The sequence below is a fragment of the Sporofaciens sp. St.21A7 genome (assembly GCF_059728535.1).
This window is the reverse complement of record NZ_BAAGFN010000001.1, coordinates 145643-168100: the sequence shown is the minus strand read 5'-3', so window position 1 is coordinate 168100 and position 22458 is coordinate 145643. Positions and strand designations below refer to the sequence as shown.

At 47.6% G+C, this 22458-nt stretch carries 21 protein-coding genes and 1 pseudogene; 5 read left to right on the top strand and 17 right to left on the bottom strand.

Annotated elements, in window-relative coordinates; genetic code table 11:
- Nucleotides 1–18: 18 nt before the first annotated feature.
- From AC6I3O_RS00835 to AC6I3O_RS00795, 9 genes and pseudogenes are all read right to left on the bottom strand, one after another.
- Nucleotides 19–825, bottom strand: a complete 807-nt coding sequence (locus AC6I3O_RS00835; RefSeq protein WP_497849363.1) for an ABC transporter permease — start codon at nt 823–825, stop codon at nt 19–21.
- The gene (locus tag AC6I3O_RS00830) at nt 818–1744 is read right to left on the bottom strand and encodes an ABC transporter ATP-binding protein (protein WP_497849362.1); all 927 of its coding nucleotides are present in this window, start codon (nt 1742–1744) and stop codon (nt 818–820) included. The genes AC6I3O_RS00835 and AC6I3O_RS00830 overlap by 8 nt, the downstream gene beginning before the upstream one ends.
- A gap of 94 nt (nt 1745–1838) precedes the next feature.
- The gene (locus AC6I3O_RS00825) at nt 1839–2546 is read right to left on the bottom strand and encodes a response regulator transcription factor (RefSeq protein ID WP_497853394.1); all 708 of its coding nucleotides are present in this window, start codon (nt 2544–2546) and stop codon (nt 1839–1841) included.
- Between the two features lie 24 nt (nt 2547–2570).
- Complete coding sequence (gene arfA, locus AC6I3O_RS00820) at nt 2571–4088, bottom strand: arabinosylfuranosidase ArfA (RefSeq protein WP_497849361.1); 1518 nt, start codon at nt 4086–4088, stop codon at nt 2571–2573.
- Nucleotides 4089–4160: 72 nt separating this feature from the next.
- Nucleotides 4161–4571, bottom strand: a pseudogene (locus AC6I3O_RS00815) (NifB/NifX family molybdenum-iron cluster-binding protein); the annotation flags it as partial.
- Entirely contained in the window at nt 4570–5079 is a 510-nt protein-coding gene (nrdG, locus tag AC6I3O_RS00810) for an anaerobic ribonucleoside-triphosphate reductase activating protein (RefSeq protein WP_497849360.1), read from the bottom strand. The pseudogene AC6I3O_RS00815 and the gene nrdG, both read right to left, overlap by 2 nt.
- Before the next feature lie 90 nt (nt 5080–5169).
- The gene (nrdD, locus tag AC6I3O_RS00805; protein WP_497849359.1) at nt 5170–7359 is read right to left on the bottom strand and encodes an anaerobic ribonucleoside-triphosphate reductase; all 2190 of its coding nucleotides are present in this window, start codon (nt 7357–7359) and stop codon (nt 5170–5172) included.
- Between the two features lie 248 nt (nt 7360–7607).
- Entirely contained in the window at nt 7608–8423 is an 816-nt protein-coding gene (locus tag AC6I3O_RS00800) for an HAD family hydrolase (RefSeq protein WP_497849358.1), read from the bottom strand.
- Between the two features lie 159 nt (nt 8424–8582).
- Nucleotides 8583–8828: a helix-turn-helix domain-containing protein gene (locus AC6I3O_RS00795; RefSeq protein ID WP_497849357.1), complete on the bottom strand. Its 246-nt coding sequence runs from the start codon at nt 8826–8828 to the stop codon at nt 8583–8585.
- Nucleotides 8829–8956: 128 nt separating this feature from the next.
- Between AC6I3O_RS00795 and AC6I3O_RS00790 the strand changes: the two genes are divergently transcribed.
- Both AC6I3O_RS00790 and AC6I3O_RS00785 read left to right on the top strand, forming a co-directional pair.
- A complete protein-coding gene (locus AC6I3O_RS00790; RefSeq protein WP_497849356.1) occupies nt 8957–9301 on the top strand; it encodes a hypothetical protein in 345 nt (114 codons plus the stop codon).
- A gap of 72 nt (nt 9302–9373) precedes the next feature.
- The gene (locus AC6I3O_RS00785) at nt 9374–10147 is read left to right on the top strand and encodes a TatD family hydrolase (protein WP_497849355.1); all 774 of its coding nucleotides are present in this window, start codon (nt 9374–9376) and stop codon (nt 10145–10147) included.
- 86 nt (nt 10148–10233) lie between these two features.
- On the opposite strand, the gene AC6I3O_RS00780 is transcribed toward AC6I3O_RS00785, so the two are convergent.
- The 4 genes from AC6I3O_RS00780 to AC6I3O_RS00765 all read right to left on the bottom strand — a co-directional run bounded on the left by AC6I3O_RS00780 (nt 10234) and on the right by AC6I3O_RS00765 (nt 14615).
- The gene (locus AC6I3O_RS00780; RefSeq protein ID WP_497849354.1) at nt 10234–11220 is read right to left on the bottom strand and encodes a diaminopimelate dehydrogenase; all 987 of its coding nucleotides are present in this window, start codon (nt 11218–11220) and stop codon (nt 10234–10236) included.
- Nucleotides 11221–11336: 116 nt separating this feature from the next.
- A complete protein-coding gene (gene metG / locus AC6I3O_RS00775; protein WP_497849353.1) occupies nt 11337–13283 on the bottom strand; it encodes a methionine--tRNA ligase in 1947 nt (648 codons plus the stop codon).
- 357 nt (nt 13284–13640) lie between these two features.
- Nucleotides 13641–13799 carry a hypothetical protein gene (locus AC6I3O_RS00770; protein ID WP_497849352.1) on the bottom strand — a complete coding sequence of 53 codons (159 nt, stop codon included), beginning with the start codon at nt 13797–13799 and terminating at the stop codon, nt 13641–13643.
- Between the two features lie 45 nt (nt 13800–13844).
- The gene (locus AC6I3O_RS00765) at nt 13845–14615 is read right to left on the bottom strand and encodes a Uma2 family endonuclease (protein ID WP_497849351.1); all 771 of its coding nucleotides are present in this window, start codon (nt 14613–14615) and stop codon (nt 13845–13847) included.
- A 173-nt stretch (nt 14616–14788) separates the two neighbouring features.
- Between AC6I3O_RS00765 and AC6I3O_RS00760 the strand changes: the two genes are divergently transcribed.
- A complete protein-coding gene (locus AC6I3O_RS00760) occupies nt 14789–16531 on the top strand; it encodes a DUF885 domain-containing protein (protein ID WP_497849350.1) in 1743 nt (580 codons plus the stop codon).
- Between the two features lie 14 nt (nt 16532–16545).
- Here the strand turns inward: AC6I3O_RS00760 and AC6I3O_RS00755 are convergent, their stop codons facing one another.
- The 3 genes from AC6I3O_RS00755 to AC6I3O_RS00745 form a co-directional block, all read right to left on the bottom strand.
- Complete coding sequence (locus tag AC6I3O_RS00755; RefSeq protein WP_497849349.1) at nt 16546–16878, bottom strand: hypothetical protein; 333 nt, start codon at nt 16876–16878, stop codon at nt 16546–16548.
- Nucleotides 16879–16945: 67 nt separating this feature from the next.
- A complete protein-coding gene (locus AC6I3O_RS00750) occupies nt 16946–18601 on the bottom strand; it encodes a hypothetical protein (RefSeq protein ID WP_497849348.1) in 1656 nt (551 codons plus the stop codon).
- A gap of 191 nt (nt 18602–18792) precedes the next feature.
- Nucleotides 18793–19434 (bottom strand): hypothetical protein, encoded by a 642-nt coding sequence (locus AC6I3O_RS00745; RefSeq protein WP_497849347.1) that lies wholly within the window; start codon nt 19432–19434, stop codon nt 18793–18795.
- A 213-nt stretch (nt 19435–19647) separates the two neighbouring features.
- Between AC6I3O_RS00745 and AC6I3O_RS00740 the strand changes: the two genes are divergently transcribed.
- Entirely contained in the window at nt 19648–20280 is a 633-nt protein-coding gene (locus AC6I3O_RS00740; protein ID WP_497849346.1) for a cupin domain-containing protein, read from the top strand.
- Nucleotides 20240–20599, top strand: a complete 360-nt coding sequence (locus AC6I3O_RS00735; RefSeq protein ID WP_497849345.1) for a helix-turn-helix domain-containing protein — start codon at nt 20240–20242, stop codon at nt 20597–20599. The genes AC6I3O_RS00740 and AC6I3O_RS00735 overlap by 41 nt, the downstream gene beginning before the upstream one ends.
- A gap of 50 nt (nt 20600–20649) precedes the next feature.
- On the opposite strand, the gene AC6I3O_RS00730 is transcribed toward AC6I3O_RS00735, so the two are convergent.
- Complete coding sequence (locus AC6I3O_RS00730) at nt 20650–22368, bottom strand: AAA family ATPase (protein WP_497849344.1); 1719 nt, start codon at nt 22366–22368, stop codon at nt 20650–20652.
- Between the last annotated feature and the right edge of the window lie 90 nt (nt 22369–22458).

Sequence of the window (22458 nt, the reverse complement as noted above, 5' to 3'; positions counted from 1 at the left end):
ACTGGCAGCGCCGCCGGATTATATATCCTTCTTCTTCATCACAATCCCCGCGAGCATCGTATATAAAATCAGGAATCCAAATCCAACCGCATACACATAGAGATCCTTCACAGAAGTATATTTCTCCGGTCCAAGTTCACATGTCATAGAAATCGAGTATTTCAACCACTCACCCTTATGAAACATATTCAATATTCCCAACAAAAGCCTCACAACAGCGCCGCTCCCAAAAAGAAATGCTGCCAATGAGCCTGCCGCCACGCTTCTAGTCAGGACACAGATAAAGATAATCAGGGCAGCAAACGCCGTAGTCACGAACCATATCCATGACAGGTAAAATAGAATCTCCGTCCACCCCGCATAGGGAACCATATCCCCGCACATCCGGTTCAGCAGCAGAACAGCCAACAGATTCAGTACCAAATAACAAAAATCAACAATCCATGCCGTCATGACCTTGCTTCCGATATAATTCCACCGGTTCTGATGCAGGGCCATAACGTTTTTGATAAATCCGCTCTGGAAATCCGCACAGACAAATAACATTACCCAGATGCCGAATATAAGATTATACGCTCCGCCATCCAAACAGATATCTCGGTAAAAGATCAAAGAATCATATCCTTCCAGTATATAATCCGATTCATTTACCTCATTTGCAGAAAGCATGCCAATACGCAAAGAAATCTCCTGTCCCTGCGGCGTCGCCAAAAGCCACATCATTCCAAATACAAACGCCGTTGCAGCGAGCAGCGTCCCGAAACAAATATAAACCGACTTACCTCTCTTCACCCTGTACAGATCCATACGCAACAGGTTAAACATACTGACGCCCCCCTTCCATGCGGCTCAAGAAATATTCTTCCAGATCCATTCGATGGAATCCCGAGGCATACACCGGAATCTGATTCTCAATCAGCATCCGGTTCACCCCTGCTCCATCCTCGACTCCATAAAGCCGAATGGCTCTGGTATCCGCTACTTCTGCCTGCACTCCCGGAAACGCCTCCTCAATCAAGGCCAAAGCACGTTTCACGTCCTGTACCTCAACCTGAAAATAATCCTGGCATTTTTCCTCTAATTCTTCTCGGGTAAGCTGCTCAATCATTTCCCCGTCTTTGATAATCCCATAGCTGGTAGAAATCTTGCTAAGCTCCCCCAGAATGTGGGAACTTAGCAGAATCGTCTTCCCCTCCTCCTGAAGCCTGAGGAACAGCTGCCTAAGCTCTCGAATTCCTTCCGGGTCCAGGCCATTTACAGGTTCGTCAAGTACCAGCATGTCTGGATTCCCCAGGAGGGCCAGTGCGACTCCCAACCGCTGCTTCATTCCCATGGAAAAATGCTTCACCTTTTTCCTTCCGGCATCTGCAAGCCCCGTCATACCCAACACCTCATCCACGCTCTTGTCATCCGCAAGCCCCATGCATATTGCCTTCATCATCACATTCTGCCTTGCCGTCAAATGAGGGTATGCTCCCGCTGACTCAATCAAGACTCCTAGTCTTTGCCCCACCAAAGAGTCGTTGACTGGTTTTCCAAATAATCGGATTTCCCCCTCCGTCGGGCTTGCAAGCCCGCAGAGCATTTTCAACGTCGTGGATTTCCCGGCGCCGTTCCTGCCGATAAATCCATAGATTTCTCCTTCCCGTACCCGTAAATCCAACTGCTTCACCGCAGCCTTATCGCCATATATTTTTGTAAGGGCCGTTGTCTCTACGGCAAACGCACATCTTTCTGCACTCACTTTCTATTTTCTCCTTTCCCGCACTCTTTTACATCCTGTTCTGATTACAAGCATAAGTCTAATACAGGAGTTTTTAAAAAGTACTCAGAAAAGTTTAAGAAAGTTTAAAGCCCATCCCCCACACCGTCTGGATATAGGAATCCGTACCGCTCTTCTTTAATTTGGAACGGATATTGCTGATATGTACATTAATAGTCTTATCCTCCGCCAGATATTCCTCTCCCCATGCATACTCGTAAATCATCTGTTTCGTAAAGACCCGTTTCGGATTGCGTATCAATAACTCCATTATCAGAAATTCATGACGTGTCAATTCCACCGAACACCCGGAAGCCGTCATCTCCTGAGTATCCGGATTCATGGTCCATTCACGGTAAGCATAGACCTTCTGTTCAGGCACATGCTCTCCCATGCCAGCCCCGCCTGACCCATCCACCCCACTTTGCCGCTCCCGGCGGCGGAACTGCACCTGAATCCGCACCAACAGCTCCGGCAAATCAAACGGCTTGCAAAGATAGTCCTCCGCGCCTGCCGACAGTACCTCCACCTTGCTGTCCACCCCGCTCTTGGCAGACAGTACGATGACCGGTGTCTTTTCCGAAAATACTGATACCAGCTCCTCCCCGGAGATTCCAGGAAGCATCAAATCCAAAAGCACCAGATCATACTCCTCAAGCCCAAACAACAGCTTCGCCTCACTGCCGGAAAACGCCTGTGTACACGCATACCCATGTTCTTCCAGATAGTCATTAAGCATCTGGTTATTCTTCGCATCATCCTCTACAATCAGTATTTTCTGCAATTCTCTTCCCTCCAACCAGAACGATTACCTCCTGCCAAGCCGAATCACATTCCAGGACGCCCGGTTCAGCATACTCGTCATCACGCCCCCGTCTACCGAAGAGCGGTTCACAGCCTTAGGAATGACCCGCTGCTCTCCAGCACTGTTCACCATTTTCAGGTCCGAATCCTCCAGCACGATATGTTCGATGACTTGATACCCCTCCATCCCCCGCAAGTCCGTAGTCAGCAGGATATCCTCATCCAGCGTCCGGTTCACAGCAAAAACAGTCAATTCTTCCTCCTCTTCACGATACACTGCGACGCTCTCCACGTCCGTAACATCCTCATGCTTCGCCGTATCGTGTTTCGGCGCTGCCACCAGAGGCTTCAATGCCACGCCTCTCCCAAACCTCGACGCATGCATGAACGGATAGAAAATCGTTTGTTTCCATGCCGCGCCGCCGCCTGCCTCAGTCATGATTGGTGCAATCACATTCACAAGCTGCGCCAGACAGGCAATCTTAACCCTGTCCGCATGCTTCAAAAGTGTAATCAGCATCAGCCCCACAAGCAACGCGTCCTCCATCGTATAGATATCCTCCAGCATGGGCGGAGCCGTCTGCCATGGATGATTCTTCGTGATATCGTCATCCGCCGCATTGGAATGATACCACACATTCCACTCGTCAAAACTGATGTTGATATTCTTCCGTCCCCGCTTCTTCGCCTTCACATAATCACAGGTTGCAATCACAGTGCGGATAAATTCATCCATATCGTCAGATTGCGCCAGAAAGTCCAGAGTGTCGTTGTCCCTGTTGCCATAATACTGGTGCATGGAAACATAATCCACATAATCGTATGTACATTCCAGCGTCTTCGACTCCCACCTGGGAAATGTCGGCATATCAAGCGCTGAACTTCCGCATGAAACTAATTCAATAGCCGGGTCAATCAGCTTCATAGCCTTTGCCGTTTCCTCCGCCAGACGTCCGTATTCCTCCATGGTCTTATGTCCCAACTGCCATGGCCCGTCCATCTCATTTCCCAGGCACCACACCTTCACCTGATGCGGCTCCTTTACACCATGGGCAATCCGCATATCGCTATATTTCGTCCCCCCGGGATGGTTGCAGTATTCCAACAAGTTGCATGTATCCGCAATTCCCCGGGTTCCCAGATTCACAGCCATCATCACCTGGGAATCCACTTTCTTCGTCCATTTTGAAAATTCATTCAGGCCCACTTCATTCGTCTCCAGACTTCGCCAAGCCAATTCAAGCCGCTTTGGACGCTTTGCCGCCGGGCCTACGCTGTCCTCCCAGAAGAAATTCGATACAAAATTCCCGCCCGGATACCGAATGAGCGGCACATTAAGTTCCCTGACCATATCCATCACGTCTTTACGAAAACCTTCCTCATCAGAAAGAGGATTCCCCGGCTGATACAGCCCGTCATATACGGCACGTCCCAGATGTTCAACGAATGAACCGTAGATTCTGTCATCAATCTGTGAGATACGGAAATCCTTATCAATTATCATCTTCGCAGTCTTACCCATACAGCGCCTCCTTTATTCTTAATAATGAAAGAGGCTGTCGCAACAGCCTCTCTCAAAAAACTTCCACTCATTCTACCCACAATGATGCCCACATCCGCCTTCTCCATGTTCATGATGGCCGCATCCGCCTTCTCCATGTTCATGCCCATGGTGGCTGCACACCGTATCCGGGTCATAGTTAAGCTCTCCCGCCAGATAAGCCTGAACCTGGGCATCCGCATCCCCCTGCGCGCCCGGGAAGAGCTTAATTCCAGCCTCAGCCAGCGCATTCCTTGCGCCCCCGCCGATACCGCCGCAAATCAGCACGTCAACATTCCCCTGAAGCAGGAAACCTGCCAAAGCGCCGTGCCCCTGCCCATTCGTGCCGACCACCTCGCTTTTTACCACTTTCCCGTCTTCCACATCATAGACTTTAAACTGCTCTGAATGTCCAAAATGCTGAAAAACCTTTCCATCCTCATATGTCACTGCTATCTTCATATTATAAATCCCTGCCTTTCTCCTCACACTGTTTCAGCTCAATAATCCTCTGGTTGCTGCTCCCCCGAAATACCAGCGTCACATCCTTGAGTTCCTCCACGAACTCACCGTCCACCAGCACATCGATATAGGAAAGCATCTCATCCGTCACCTCCGTATGGACCTTTCCGCCTTTGGCAAGATCCACATCGTACAGATAACCACTGTAACACCAGACATCCTTCATAGGATACCTCTCTTTAATTCTCCTCAGAAGCCCCGTCAGCACTCCCTGGTTCTCCGGCTCAAACGGTTCCCCGCCAAGCAGCGAGAACCCTTGAATATACTCCGGTTCCAAGAGCCTCAGCACCTCTTCCTCCGTCTCCTTGGTATAAGGCTGTCCGTATTTAAAATCCCACGTCTCCGGATTAAAGCACCCCTTACAGTGATGCCTGCACCCCGAAACAAACAGACTGACCCGGACGCCCGGGCCGTCTGCTATATCACATTCTTTTATCTTTCCATAATGCATAATGTCACCTTTGCCGCCTCCATCTTACTTACAGATACAGCGCCCGGGCCGTCCCCTTCCTACAGATGAGACGCCTGGACCGTCTATTTCTTACAGATGCAGCACTCTGTCCTTAATCTCCTGAGTACGCCCCTGATTCCAGAACTGCGTCCCGATATACCCGCAAGTCCTGCGCGCAACGAACATCTTATCCTGATCCTTATTCTGGCAATTCGGGCATTCCCAGATTAGCTTCCCTGCCCCGTCTTCCTTGATGGTAATCTCACCGTCATATCCACAGCATTCACAATAATCACTCTTTGTATTCAGTTCCGCATACATAATGTTGTCGTAAATGAACTTCATCACAGCCAAGACCGCCGGAATATTATTCTGCATGTTCGGCACTTCGATATAGCTGATTGCGCCACCCGGGGACAATTTCTGGAAATCCGCCTCGAATTTCAGCTTCTTAAATGCATCGATATCCTCGGACACATGCACATGGTAGCTGTTGGTAATATAATTCTTATCCGTAACACCCTCAATAATGCCGAACCGCTTCTGCAGACATTTGGCAAATTTATACGTCGTGGACTCCATCGGCGTCCCATATACAGAATAGCTGATATGCTCTGCCTCTCTCCACTCCTTACACTTATCGTTCAATCTCTGCATGACTGCCAGCGCAAACGGCCTTGCCTCCGGGTCAGTATGGGACTTCCCGAGCATCCGCATGCACATCTCATAAAGCCCTGCATAGCCAAGGGAAATCGTCGAATACCCGTTGTACAACAGAGCGTCAATCACCTGTCCCTTTTTCAGCCGGGCCAGCGCGCCGTACTGCCACAGAATCGGCGCCACATCCGACACGGTCCCAAGAAGGCGCTCATGCCTGCACCTAAGCCCTCTGTGGCACAGTTCCAGACGCTCATCCAGAATCTCCCAGAAACGCTCCATATCTCCCTCGGAAGAACAGGCCACATCCACCAGATTGATCGTCACAACGCCCTGGTTGAACCTGCCGTAGAACTTATGACTTCCGTCCTCGTTCCGCTGTGAATCCTCCACCGTCAGGAAGGAACGGCATCCCATACAAGGATACACGTCTCCCTGTTTCAGTTCCTTCATAATCTTCGCGGAAATATAATCCGGAACCATTCGCTTCGCCGTACACTCCGCCGCCAGCTCCGTCAGATGCCAGTACTTAGTGCCAGCCTTCACATTATCCTCGTCCAGTACATAAATCAGCTTGGGGAATGCCGGCGTAATCCAGACACCCTTCTCATTCTTCACCCCTTGCATCCTCTGAACCAATACTTCCTCTATAATCAATGCCAAGTCATCCCGCACCTGACCTTCCTCTACCTCATCCAGATACATAAAGATCGTCACGAACGGCGCCTGCCCGTTACATGTCATCAGCGTAATCAACTGGTACTGAATGGTCTGGATACCGCTCTTGACCTCTTCTCTCAGCCGACGCTCCGTCACTCTGCTGATAATCTCCTCATCCATACTCTCGCCACACTCTTTACGCTCGGCAATCACAGCCTTGCGCAGCTTCTGCCTGCTGATATCAACGAACGGAGCCAGATGCGCCAGCGTAAACGACTGTCCGCCGTACTGGTTGCTCGCCACCTGCGCCACAATCTGCGTCGTCACGTTGCAAGCCGTAAAGAAACTGTGGGGCTTCTCAATCAGCGTCTCACTGATTACCGTCCCGTTCTGGAGCATATCGGCAAGGTTAATCAAATCACAGTTATGCTCCTTCTGGGCAAAATAATCGGAATCATGAAAATGAATGATTCCTTCTTCGTGTGCATTCACAATCTCTGCCGGAAGCAGCACTCTCTTCGACAAATCCTTGCTGACTTCCCCCGCCATATAATCCCTCTGGGTCGAATTAATCACAGGGTTCTTATTAGAATTCTCCTGCGTGACCTCCTCGTTAATATTCTCTATCAGGGAAAGTATCCCGTTATCCGTCGTATTCGACTTACGCTTCAGCTCCCGTCTGTAACGGTAACGCACATACTTCTGTGCCACTTCATAACCGCGCATCTCCATAATTCCGCGCTCAACCATATCCTGAATATCTTCTACATTCACAGCATGGGGCAGCTCCCCTATCTTTGATGCTATATTATCTGCAATCGCAACAATCTGATAATCGTTCATCTGATGAATCCTGTCCACTTCGCCGTTGGCAGCCTTCACCGCATTCACAATCTTCGACAGGTCGAACAGGACTTCCTCCCCATTCCGCTTGATTACATTCGTCTTAATGTCCACACCCATTGTATTCCCTCGCTTTCACACATACAAAATATTGATACTCCCTTGTAAATCTACACAATATGTTGGGTCACGTACTATCATACACTAAACTAGCGCGAAAGGGAAGAGGAAGTTTAAAAAAATTTTCAACAAATATCTTCTGTATTTTTCTACTTGTTTTCTCCATTTAAAATACTTGACAACGCTCTTTGGCATAATCTAAGGCAATTTAAGACGCATAGTTTGGCACGCCCCTATACGCGCCGCCTTTACAAAAGCCCAAGATGGGAAAACGCTTTCCACAGACCGTCTTTCTCAATCGAATCCGTCACATAATCCGCAATCTCCTTCACCCACGGCGAGCCATTCCCCATGGCAACCCCTGTTCCTGCGTAACGTATCATCTCAATATCGTTGTCTCCGTCCCCAATTGCGACAGCATCCTCCCGGCCGCATTCCTTCACCTTCAAAATCTGCCGTATAGCCTCTGCTTTCGTGATATAATTGGGCGTAATCTCCCCCGTCCACCTTTCCTCATAAGGCAGCCCAAGGTGGGTGATATGGAACGAATATCCCCATTTAGACAGGATCTCCCGGCTGACTTCTTCCCGGCTGAACACAATCAGCTGCTCCACATCCGGCACCTCCAACAAAGATTCCACCGGCCTTGGCATCAACGCCTCCGATTCATCCACGCATAATCTCTCGCATAGTTCCGTATAAATCTTGCAGTAATCCTCCCAGTTCTCCTGAAACACATAACTCTCCTTGTTATTTCCCATTTCCACAACACAATCCTGCTCTAACAGGTCTTTCATAAGCTCAATATACGCCAACTGTGTGAAATATTTATGCCCGATCCGCTCTCCGTGATACTCGATATATCCTCCCGAACTTGCGATTACTCCGTCAAATCCGATATCTCGTATCTTCTTCTCAATGCGGCAGTATAACCGTCCCGTATTCAGGATTACCTCATGGCCGTTCTGCCTTGCTTTACGGATTGCTTCCACCGCCGACTCTAAAACTGTACCGTCAAAATCCCTTATTGTACCGTCAATGTCCAGAAAAATTACTTTCCCCATCAGTCTATCCCTCTCTCACAGATGCCTTCTCTAATCTTGATACTATTTTACCATATATTGTACAATATCTCTGTTCGATTTTAAATACAATTTACAATTTCGTTACTATTTTTTCCAAAATGTAACCACATACAACTAAAACGGCAGCATCCTGTACTGCTACAGAACACTGCCGTCCATCTCTTCTGTTTCTCCCTCTGCCTCTACCATCTTGAGGATATCGCACACATCACACTCCAGATAGTCACACATCTTCTCCAGCGTATGCAGATCCACGCGGACTACCTTATTTTTACAGTAATTATTCAACTGAGTACGCTGTAGCCGACACCAATAGCAGAGCGTTGTCTTACTGACACCCTTCTCAGCCAGAACCCTCTCAATATCAATCACTATTTTCTTCATATTTCAACCCCACATTACATCTTTTCGATTAGTATACCCAGATTTTTCTTGAAAAAATAGATGTAATAAATTACACTGTAATTAATTGCACCGTTTCTCTTCGGCACAGAATAAGGAGGTATACATACATGAAGAAAAAGAAATTGGGGCTTATTATCCCACCCGCTATCCTGTTGTTAGCGTTCTGTATGGAAGAAATCAGACCGTATGAAATCCTACACTCTACCGTCATGTCTTCCCCCAATCTTACAGAAAATGAAATCACTATGGTAATACACAGCTTTCTTCCCATCGACAAGGACGCCCTTGCCAAAGAAGTTACAGAAACCCATATGATGCTGAATGGAGACAGACCTAACCAATATTTAGAGCTGGAACTCTATCGAACCGAGCTGCACTATAGATTTGGGATAGTATACGATACTATCCTATGCAATGAATCTGGGGAGCTTGTATCCGAAATTGAATTCTGAATAATGCCAGAACTTGCGAAATCCCAAAAGATGTAGTAATGTGTTGAGAGAATAATTAGAAAGGAGCTTCTTATGATTTTCGATACACATGCCCATTATGACGATGAACAATTTAACAATGACCGCGATACACTGCTGCAATCCATGGCAGACAACGGAGTGGGGACCATCGTTAATGCCAGCGCAACCCTCCGTTCCTGCGAGCAAGTCGCCCGCATGGCCGAGGACTATCCCTTCATGTATGCTGCGGTCGGCGTCCACCCAGACAATGTAGGCGAGCTGGACGACGAGTCATTCGCCCGCATGAAAGAATTGTTCAAAAGAGACAAGGTAATTGCCGTGGGGGAGATTGGTCTTGATTATTATTGGGACAACGTATCTCATGATATTCAAAAAAAATGGTTTATCCGTCAGCTTGCCCTTGCAAGAGAACAGAACCTTCCCGTCCTAATCCATAGCCGTGAGGCGGCTGCCGATACCATGGATATGATAAGGGAATATGCCAGCGGGCTTAAAGGCATCATCCACTGCTATTCTTATTCTAGGGAAATGGCGTTAGATTACGTGAACATGGGCTTCCATATCGGGGTGGGCGGGGTAGTCACATTCAAAAATGCCCGAAAATTAAAGGAAACCGTCGAAGCAATCCCCCTTACATCCATTGTCCTTGAGACAGACTGCCCTTATCTGGCTCCGGAGCCTTACAGGGGAAAACGGAACAATTCTGCGTATATCTCTTATATCGCTGCGGAAATTGCAAGGCTCAAAGGGATTACCTGTGAAGAGGTAATCGCACAGACGGAAGTGAATGCCAAAAATCTTTTGCTGCCAGATTCGCCGCTTTAAAAGCATATTGGGGATAAGATAAGGGGATGCCGAAAACGGCATCCCCTTCCGTATTTACCTGTCTGCAAACCTTGTGACCAACCTTCTTACAAAAGTTCTGCCCGCAGCTCTTCTGCCGTCTTCACAGACAAAAGCCCAGGAGCAATATCAAACACCGTCCTTGCCCCGCACTCTCCTGCCTTTGCCAGGCGGTACGCCGCCCTTGCATAACATATCAGCACGCTAGCCGTAAATTCCGGATTAGAATCAAGCTTCAAGGAATACTCGATAACATGCCTGTTTCCCTCTTCCCCAGTCTCACCGCTGCGGATTACAAACCCACCGTGAGGCATCTTACTGTGCTGCGCCTTCAATTCTTCCTCCGTAATAAATGATACCGTTGTGTCATAATCGTCAAAATAATTAGGCATCGTCTTAATCTCATTCTCAATCGCCTGCAAATCGGCGCCTTCTTCCGGAACCACATAACATTCCCTGAGGTGCTTCTCCCGCGTGGTCAGTTCCGGCTCACTTCCGCTCCTTACCCGCTCCACGGCCGCATCAATCGGCACCGTATACTGAATGCCGTTCTTCACGCCATCCACCCGGCGGATTGCATCAGAATGCCCCTGGCTCACGCCTTTTCCCCAGAACGTATACGTGCTCCCCTGAGGCAGAATCGCTTCCGTATACAGACGGTTCAGCGAGAACATTCCCGGGTCCCATCCCACCGAAATAATCCCAACCTTTCCGCCCTCTTTCGCCGCCTTGTCCACATTGCCAAAATACTCCGGAATTCTGGCATGGGTATCAAAACTGTCAATCGTATTAAAATTCGCCGCAATCTGCGGCCCCATCACTGGCAGATCCGTTGCAGAACCACCGCAAAGCACCATGACGTCTATCTCGTCCTTCATGGCCAGCATATCGTCCACATGCAGAACCGCCGCTCCCTCCGTGTATATTTTCACAGAAGCCGGCTCCCGTCTCGTGAACACGGCTTTCAATTCCATATCTTCATTGCGGGCAATGGCAAGCTCCACACCCCTGCCGATATTTCCATATCCGACGATTCCAATTCTAATTTTCTCCATAATGCGACATCCCTCTTTCTTTTTTCAGCGTTTACACTTCATCAGCCATCTGCTTCTTTCAACATTCACGCTCCATCAACTATCTGTTCCTTTCAGCATTCACGCTCCCCCAATGATCAGCAAATCTCCGCTCCCGCCGGCATCTCTTTCTCCGGCGTCATAAGCGCAAGATTCCCATCCGCATCCTCAGCGCACAGAAGCATCCCCTCAGACAGCACGCCAGCCAGCTTCGCCGGTTTCAGGTTCACAAGAACCATGACCTTCTTCCCGACCATATCCTCCGGCTTATAATGCGCCTTAATTCCTGACACAATCTGCTTCACCTGGCTGCCTACTTTCACCTGGGAACACAATAGTTTCTTCGACTTTTTCACTTCCTCACAGGCAATAATCTCGCCGACCTGGAACTGCATTTTCCCAAACTCCTCGAATGTAATCTCCGGCTTCGCCTCAATATCAATCACAGCGTCTTCTGTCTTTTGAGCCGCTGTCTCTCCATCCTTCCCAGCTTCCTCTTTCACAGGCGGATGAAGCTCTTCCACCTTCTTCATCACCTCTTCGATATCCAACCGGGCAAATAAAATCTCCGGCTTCTCCGTCACCTTACCGTCGCCCAACTGTCCAAGAATCTTTCCGGAGGTTTCCGGCATAAAGGGCTCAATCATCACCGCCCCTGCCTTGATGCTCTCAATCAGGTTATAAAGCACCGTCTCCAGCCTTTCTTTCTGCGCCTCATCCTTTGCCAGCGCCCACGGCATCGTCTCGTCAATATATTTATTGCACCGCTTGAACAGATTAAATATCTCCGTAATCGCATCTGCAACCCGCAGATTCTCCATTTTCGCATCCACAGCCTTAGGCGTATTCTCCGTCACCGCTTTCAAATCTGCATCCACGGCTGTGTCTTCCTCCGTCGCCGCCACACCCTTATCCGTCACCGTGCCGCCAAAATACTTATTGGTCATAGAAACCGTGCGGTTCACCAGATTTCCCAGCGTATTCGCAAGGTCGGAATTCATACGCTCCACCATCAGCTCCCACGTAATCACACCGTCATTGTCGAACGGCATCTCATGAAGCACAAAATAACGCACGGCATCCACCCCAAAGAAATCCACCAGCTCGTCCGCATACAGCACATTTCCCTTGGACTTGCTCATCTTGCCGTCTCCCTGCAAAAGCCACGGATGCCCGAAAATCTGCTTAGGCAGCGGCAAATCCAGCGCCATCAGGAAAATCGGCCAGTAAATGGTATGGAACCGGATGATATCCTTCCCAATCAGATGCAAATCTGCCGGCCAATCCTTCCGGAACTGCTCCGTACCCTCTCCGCCGCAGTCATAACCAATTCCTGTAATATAGTTCGTGAGCGCATCCAGCCACACATAGACCACATGCTTCGGGTCAAAGTCCACAGGGATGCCCCATGTAAACGAAGTTCTGGATACACACAAATCTTGCAGTCCTGGAAGCAGGAAATTATTCATCATCTCATTTTTCCGAGATACCGGCTGGATGAATTCCGGATGGGTATTGATATGCTCAATCAGCCGATCCGCGTATTTGCTCATCTTGAAGAAATATGCCTCTTCCTTCGCAGGCTGGACTTCACGCCCACAGTCCGGGCATTTGCCGTCCACAAGCTGGGATTCCGTAAAGAAAGACTCACAAGGCGTACAGTACATTCCTTCATAGTGCCCCTTGTAAATATCCCCTTTGTCATACAATTTCTTGAAAATCTTCTGAACCTGCTTCTCATGCTCCTCGTCTGTCGTGCGGATAAATTTGTCATAGGAGGTATTCATTAAATCCCAGATCCTGCGGATTTCCCCTGCCACGCGATCCACATATTCCTTGGGCGTAATCCCCGCCTCCTCTGCTTTCAACTCGATTTTCTGACCGTGTTCGTCTGTCCCGGTCTGGAAAAATACGTCGTATCCTTTGCTCCTTTTGTACCTCGCAATCGCGTCCGCAAGGACAATCTCATAGGTGTTCCCGATATGGGGTTTTCCTGACGTATAGGCAATCGCCGTCGTCATATAATACTTTGGTCTTTCACTCATTTTCTTTCTCTCCTTTCTCTAAACTTTGTCGGACGTTAGTCCGCCCGCCCCGACAAGGCATACAATCATAAAAAAACCGTCCTCCCGAGTATATTGTCAAATATACCAAGAAGACGGAATCTTACCGTGTTACCACTTCTATTTCGTCCTGCCCTCACAGACAGAACCTCGCTAAGTGCAGCCATTGCAATACCCGGCAACACTCTTACGCTATAACGGGCGAACCCATCGCAGCCTATATCGGACGATACTCAGACAGTTCCGAAATTTCCAGAATTCCTTTACTGTCCTACACAGATATCCCATAGTCGGTGCGCTGCTCAGAAGCCATCTTCAGCCATTCTCCCTCTATCCCTCTCAGCATCCCCATGCTCCAATCACTGCCGCATTTGAACCATAGTTCCAAACTGCCAAAACGATTCTCGCCGTCTTTTGCAGTTCTCCGGGAATTCTCTGTAAGATTTCAAAAAGCTTACTCTCTTCCTCATCGCTTTTTCTTTCATTAATTATGTTCAAAATCCTATCACACTCCGGCTTAGCTTGTCAAGTACGGTTTTTAATTTATTGCCCAATATCCGCCAAAGCCTTTTCTATAATTCTAAAATCAATCTGTAATCCGCCGCCAAAAATCCCCACCGGAACCTTCTCTCCCATGCCGTATATCGTTGGGAAATCGTCATTTTCAAAGAAATATGCAATCACAATACGCCTTTCTATATCCACCATCCAATATTCCCTTACGCCAGCCGCCTCATACTTGTGAAGTTTCAGACACATATCTTTCTTCCGGGTCGATTCTGACAGAATCTCCATAACGAAATCCGGCGCGCCCATAATACACCTTTTCGTAATCTTATCTCTGGCGCAGACAATCAATATATCCGGCTGTACCATCGTCTTGTCATCTCTGTCAAGGCACACGTCTACCGGTGCAATCCATACACTGCATTTTCCTTTTTGATGATCGATATAATCTGCAATCTGTCTGGAAACCCGAAAAATCACGTCCTGATGCCCGGTCGTCGGCGCTGCCATATCGTAGAACTTTCCGTCTATCAGTTCCACCCTCTGCTCGTCTGGCAGCGCATAATAATCCTCTAACGTATAGCCTTTCTTTTCTACCTGATATACACTTGTTTCCCTTACCTCATTCCCATACTGTTTCGGCTTCAGCGCCTCCTCCAACGCCTGTAAGGTTTCAGAATCCAGAGTTTCCATCTCACCGCTAAACATCTTCCGTATCGTTTCCATCGGAATGCCTGTCAACTCCGAAATTTTCTCATATGTATAGCCCTTTAATTCCCGGTAATATTCCATTAACGTTATATTCATGCAGCCGTCCTTTCTAAAAAATACGCCCAGAATAAAGCTGGAACTCCATTACACCTCTATTATAAAAAAATTTTTTCTGGTTTACAAGCAGCACTAGTACTAGGTTTGTCCAAAAATCCTGCATGTCTTTCACATTTGCTGCATATACATATAAAAAACATGGAAGGTTCCTTATGTCAAAAAAACGCTCTGTAATCATTGCCTCCCTGTTTCTGGCGGCTCTCATTGTGTCTGTCTTTTTATTCCGTCATTTTAGCGGAAATGAAAACCAGCGGTTTGAAACCTACACGAAAGAGCTTTTCTGCCAGGAAGTAGCAGGAAGCACGATTTCTTTACATTATACCTTAAAGAACCCTAAAGCCTATGGGATTGACCATGCACCCGTGACTTTCGGGTATTGCACCACAGACACCGCGGCGATTTGCGCCTCTGCGGAAAACGCAATTGCCGTACTTCACTCATTTGACCGAAACCGTCTATCGAAAAAAAATAAGCTGACCTACGATATTCTTGAAAATTATATGTCCTCCGCCCATGCGCTTGCCCCTTACGCACTCTACGAAGAACCTTTGGCGCCCATGACCGGGACACAGGCACAGCTTCCCGTACTGCTGTCGGAATATCAGTTCTACGGCCAGTCCGATATCGATACCTATCTGGAACTGCTGACCAAGGCCCCGGAGTATTTTCACTCGATTCTGGAATTTGAACAGGCAAAGTCTGAATCCGGTCTGTTCATGGCATCTTACTCTGCCGACGCCATCATAGCGGAGTGCCAGTCTTTCATCGATATGGGGGAGCAGAACTATCTCTATTCCTCCTTTGCAGAACGGCTCGCCGCTGTAGAACTGCCAGATGAAACGAAGAACGCCTACATAGAAGCCAACTCCGAACATATCAAAAATTACATTTTTCCGGCTTATGCTGAGCTAAAAGACGGACTTACTGCATTACGGGAAACCGGAAAGAATAACAACGGACTCTGCCATCTGCCCGACGGCAGAAAATACTATGAACTGACTGTCGCCTCCGAGACCGGTTCCTCAAGAACTATCCCGGAATTGCAGCAGTTGACTCAAGGACAGATGTTCACAGACCTTACGGATATGCAGAAAATTCTTTCTCCCACCGCAGAAGGGGCTTCGGTTTCCTCCGACCTGTTCAAGACACAGGGAACGCTCTTAGAAAACCCTGACCCGGCGGCAATCCTGGCGGACTTGGAAGAAAAATTAGCGGACAATTTTCCAAAACCGCCCAGAGTCAACACAGAAATCAAATATGTCCAAAAATCCATGGAAGAATATTTAAGCCCGGCTTTTTACATGATACCTGCGATTGACAATTCCTCCGATAATGTGATTTACATCAATCAGGGACATTTGCCGGATGACCTGTCGCTCTTTACGACTCTCGCCCATGAGGGGTATCCCGGACATCTATACCAGACTACCTACTACGCCAGCCGGAACCCAGATCCCATCCGGACTCTATTGAACTACGGCGGTTATGTAGAAGGCTGGGCGACCTACAGTGAGATGATGAGTTATTACTACGCCCCTGTTTCTAAGGAACAGGCAACGCTGATGCAGAAAAACACTTCTGTAATTCTGGGGCTTTATGCCCTTGCCGATATGGGAATCCACTATGAAGGATGGACGCTTCTGGACGCGGTGTCTTTCTTTCGGAGCTATGGAATCACTGATACGGATACCATAGAAAAGATTTATGATTTGATCATTGCCGATCCTGCGAATTATCTGAAATATTATATTGGCTATGTGGAATTTCTTGAGATGAAAAAAGAAGCGCTTGAGGCGTGGGAAGATGATTTTTCTCAGGAGAAATTCCATAAGGCAGTACTTGATGTGGGACCGGCGCCGTTTGAATTAGTGCGGGAATACGGGTTGAAGAGGTAGCGGGGAATGTGCCATTAGTGAAATGCGACTTCCATCTTAACGCCGTCTTTTCCGCTCAGGCCTGTGATGAAATGATAGCATACCCGCTCTTCCATTTCTTCACAGGCATAGACGTTAAAATAGCTGTGCCGCATGAACTCTGAAAGATGTAAAAAAATGTTTTTTGCTAATAGATAGGAAAATTTTTCCAATACAATGTTCACATAAATCTTCTGGCTGTCATCCGTCTCGACGCGGCATTCGCCCACTCCGTCTTCCACTCCAAGAAATAAACGGATATCCTCTAGCATCTCTGGCTTTGCATGTGAACGGAATTCTTCAAAAATTTTTAAATTTTCTCGCTCCATTTATTTTTGTCTCTCCTGCTTCTTATTCTCTCTAACTCAGTATTGCCATAAACCAGCCACTATATCGCTACCCGAAAAACAGCCGGTAACAAAGATATACGACGACCATAACCGCCACACAGGCCGCCTCCGCCAGAATGATTTTTTCCTTGCCCTTCTTCCCGTCTTTCCTCAGTTCCTCCGGTTCCATCAACATCGCCCAAGGACTATGCTTCTGCATGGTAAACGCAATCCCTTTCTTATCGCTCTCTCCGATAGATTTCAGGAATTCCCGCCAGTTCCCTTCTAAGAGTTTCATCCCTCTGATCAGATCTGCCTGTATATTCTGGTTTTTCAGAAACATCTGGAAGAACCCCGCCCGCTCGGAATACGCCTCCTGCTGCCGGTATACGGAATCCCCTTTTTTCTCTATGAATATCTTATATGCATATTGAAGCCCCTCTTCCGCTGCTTTCTGGGGACTTTTCGTCTTCTCGTAAATATTCGTCGTGTAATGGTATACCTTATAGACGCCCTTCTGGGCAAGATAATAGTCTACCATCTGGTTAATAGCGCTCTTGACCGGAACCTTCAATGCGCTGTTCTTCCCGGAACTCTCTGCATATACCTGTCCTTTGATAGACGTAAGCGCCGCAATCAGCCCCGTCACCTCTTCGTTCTTGGCGCTGATACCCGGATTCTTGAGCAGATTTCCGCTCCCGCCCATATGTGCGGCAAAGCTGTTCGCCCTTTCCAGTTCTTTTCCGGTCACTGCCGCCCTCCCCACCGTGATGCCCGGTGTTTTGGAAGCCTCTTTTCCGGCTTTGCTTATGGCCTGGTTTCTCTGGCTGATCTGCTGCTCTCCGGAACGGCTCCTGGTATCATACTCCTGACTGATTCGGACATTCCTGCCCTTCGTCACACTGTAGATTCTTCCTTCCTCCTCAGATGATGCGGACAGATTCCCGGAAGATGCATTCGTAACAGAAGCGGTATACATACCTTTCTTGCCCCTGCCGCCCCGTGCTTCCTGCATCTGTGTTTCCGGCATGAAAAATCGGGTGTTCCCCCCAGTCTTCATGGTGCCCCGTGTATAAAATCTGTCCGCAGCCCCAGGAGAAATCGACTCGCCCGTCGTCTGCTTATATACGCTGGATTTAACGACCTTAACTGCCTCTCTTTGTCCGGATTTCTCCAACAGTTCCAGAAGCTCATTCAGATCTTCCTCCAGTAAAAGGTTCAACTTCTGAGACAGGACTTCATTCAGCCGTTCCATCTGAACGGCCTGCTCCTCTCCCAATGTATGTGTCAGGATTGCCTCCAAAAGTGCAAGATAGAGCTTGGATAATTCGTTAAGCTGCGCCGAAAGCTGGGTGTCACCTGAGGGCATCCATGCAAGAAACGCCTCCCATATTTCCTGTTCCATCTCAAGAGTCCACTTGACATCAGCTTCCTCCAGAAGCTTCCCCTCGATTCCAAACCACTTGCTCTGCTTGGAAAGTTCCGGTGTATCCCGTTTCTCTTCCGTACGGTTTCTGCCATTGTCCTCTTCCTGCTGCGCTTTTCTGTCGGCACGCTCCTTCTCCAGATTCTCCTTCGCCTCCGCCGCGTGTCTGGCAGCTTCGGTAATCAAGACTTGCCCAGCCTCCATCTGTGCAATCTTTTTCGCCATCCTATTCTCTGCTGCCACAGACGCAGCCGTCGGCAGGCTCAAATCCCCGCCCGCTTCTTTGACCCTTGGCATGACCTATCCCCCTCTGCTGCTGCTTCTTTAAAACAACTCTGATACGGATTCTCTTATAATACATATCGGCGCAAACACAGATGTTTTAACCTCTCATCCGATATTTTTTCAAATTAACGCAAATACGGAAAAAGGGAACGGTATCTTCTTCCCGCTCCCTTGTGTCTTCGCAATATTCCAACCCAATCTTCTTATTTGGAAACTCCGGCCTTCTCGTAGTAGCTGTCGAACAGATCGCCGATTGCGCTGTGAGTCTCCTGAGAAATAGACGGCAGAGCCTTGCCCCATGACTTGGTCGCCTGCTCAAAGCCCTTCTCTACTGCTGCCTGCATCTCCTTCATCTTCTCCGAATCGTCTCCTGCAAGTGCATAAGCAAAATCAAAGATTCTCTGTGAAGTCTGCTTTACGCCCCAGTATCCGTCTTCGGAAATCGCCTGCTGAGCCTCTGCCTTCGTCTGTGCGTCTACCGTGAAGTTGCCGCTGGCAATCCTTCTCCACATGTCGTCGCCATTCGCACTCATGCCGGTAATTCCCTGTTTCTGGAACATCTGAGTCATCATGTTTGTGAAGCGTGCCATCTGGTTATCCAGATCAGCCTTCAAGCTCTGCACCAGTGAAGCCCTCTCGGAATCGCTCATCTTGTTCGTTACTTTCGTGTCCTTGCTAAATTCTACACGGTCTGTGTTAGCCTGTGTATTCTTCTTATCTACGGCATTCACCGCATCCTTATTCTGCTCCTGTGCTGCCTTCTCTGCCGCCGCTACATTGTTCGCATTTGAAGTATATCCAGTTGTCGCCTGGACATTCTGATAATAAAGGTCATTGATTTTCACAGTATTTCCTCCTTTTCTTCTTCTCTTGATCTAGTACAGCATTGCACTAGCGTGCTAAGAAAATCTTATATATGTTTATATTACTTATATCGGCGGCAATAGGAAAAAATTAAGGAACTCCTTGTAAATAACTTCCAGATTTGTTTTGTACTTGCCAATCTTTCAGTTTTTCTGTAAAATCATCATATACATTACGGAAGGAAGCCATTTACCATGACCAACTTAGCCCAATACGAAAGCATAACATTAAGAGAAGAATTATCCATTAAGGATATTTATTCCATCCACTATTTTGAATATTCCAAGGATTTCATATACGAAGGAGAATCCCATGACTTCTGGGAGCTGCTTTTCGTTGACTTCGGCAGCATTGAAGTCACTGCTAATACACAGACCATTCCTTTGAAAAAGGGCGAGATGATTTTTCACAAACCAAATGAATTCCATGCCTTGCGGGCGGACGGAAAGGTTGCACCGAACCTCATCGTCATTTCCTTCAAATGCGACGCCCCTTGCATGCACTTTTTCGAGAACCAGATAATCACCATTGACAATAACGAGAACTTTTATTTGGGGCAGTTGATTGCCGAAGCCAAAAGAACCTTTTACACGCCTTTGAACAACCCGCTGATATGTAAGCTGAACCGCTATTCCCAGACAATCTTTGGAAGCGAGCAGATTATTAAGACTTCTTTGGAACTGATGCTGATTAACATCTTCCGGCGTCTGGCTCCGCGGGATAATACTCAGTTTGCCCCTTCCACCCCCCCCCCCGATGAATTCCCAGAACAGCGATATGACGCGGATGAACCAGATCGTACAATATCTGAACAAGCATGTCCGTGAACGGCTCACCGTTTCCGATATCTGCCGGGACAATATTATCGGCAAATCCCAGCTCCAGCACTTGTTCCATCAATATGAAGGCTGCGGAGTCATCGAATATTTTTCACGCCTCAAGATTGATACCGCCAAGATGATGATAAGGGAGAACCGCTATTCCTTTACGGAGATTGCAAATGCACTGAATTACTCGTCTTACCAGTACTTTTCTTTGCAATTTAAGAAATATACCCGGATGTCTCCCTCTGAGTACAGTTCTTCTACAAAGATTTTTACGGAAAATAATCTTGATGCGGTAACTCCGGCACGTGCCATAATCTAAAGGGGGCGCTGCCAAAAAACAACGCCCCCCTCATGGAAGTTGATTAACCCTTAATCTCTATTCTCATTTTCCAGAGAATATGCTATTTTACAGCTTTTCCGATAACACGCAATCCCATACTTATGAATCGTCCGCATCCCGTCAGACCTTAGAACCTGAACATACCCATCTTCTTCAATCTGTCTCATAGCCTCGTCACATGCCTGCTCATACCGTCCGTTCTCCGCATATTTAACCTCTATGATACATCCTGTCTTTAAGGCAGGGACTTCCAACCGGATATCCGTGTACCCTACGCCTGATTCTACATTCGACTTGACCCCCCAACTGCCTTCTGCACGCAACAACCCCAAAAGCATTCCGTGATAAAAGTTCTCTTTCATTTCTTTCCTTACGAACGTATCCCTGATACTAATAGAATCAGACAGGAATTCATTGAATAACTGCTGTACCTCTAACGCCTTGCCCGCTTTCACAGCCTCGCAGAAATGCTTCCACCTCTCTGTGTCACCGACAATTTTCAGTTTAAACCAGGAACGAATCCGTTTCTCATAGATTCCCAATACTTCCCTGTTTGGAATTACAAGCCTGTGCAGGCCATTTTCAGGCTCCCCGGCATCCGTCAGGTATCCTGTCGCCAAAAGCACACTCCACAAATAAGTTTGACGTACCTCTTCATCCTCACTGTCTAAATCCGTGTAAGTCAATTCAGGAATAATTGCTTTCTCTACCGTCCCACCGGAAATCAATTCTTCTATCTGTCTTTTCGTCGTCTCTGTTGCCGTCTCAAGAATATCTTGCACAATCCCATTACTGCTGCTGTTCTCCCAGTGAGACTCCATCGGCGCATTCTTCTTCTCCAGAAATTTATCGCATTGATTGATTACATCCCAAGGGCAATACATCTCCGCCTGCCCAAAACGATATCCGTCATACCATTCCTTCAGCACGTCAAATTTATCTTCCAGGCAATAATAAGCCAGTAACTCCCTTACTTCATATTCCGTAAATCCAAAATATTCCGCATAACTTACATCTGAAATCGTCCTCACCTTGAAATTATTCAGCCCTGTAAAAATACTCTCTTTTGCAATCCTAAGGCATCCCGTCAGAACGGCAAAGTACAGATTTTCATTCGTCTTTAACACCTGACTGAACAGGGAGCGGACGAGACTGACCATCTCCTGATAGTATCCATTCTGATATGCTTTATCCAAAGGTACATCATACTCATCAATCAGGACAATCACCGGAATCCCATAATGTTTAAAAAGTAACTGTGTCAATACCCTCAGGCTTCTATGAAGATTAGCCGCCTTATCAAACTCCTCATCTATCAGTGCATTCAATTTCTTCTTATCCGCCTGTGTCAGCCTGCCGCTTCCCAAAAGGAAATCAAACCGTCCCGCCTCCTCGCAGACCACGCTTCCAAGCATATCATATGCCGTCTGGAAATCCATTCCTCCTACATCCTTCAAACTGATAGAAATGACTGGATATTTCCCCATGTACTGCCGGCACAGCTCAACCTCTTTTGAAATTTCCAGGCCATCAAACAGAGAGGGGTCTGCCCCAATCTCAAAAAAAGTTTTCAGCATATTCATATTGAGGCTCTTCCCGAACCGCCTTGGCCTTGTAAACAGATTCACACTGCCCCTTAAATCTATAAAGTCACGGATAAACGCCGTCTTATCCACATAATAAAAACCATCTCGCTTAAAATCTTTAAAAAATTCGATTCCTATCGGAAGTTTTTTCTTTTTTTCCATACAAATCTTATCTCCCTTCCGACCTACATTCCCGGCTGTTTGTTTTAGTATAACAACATCCGGCAGCGAATTCAACGGCATACTTTTACA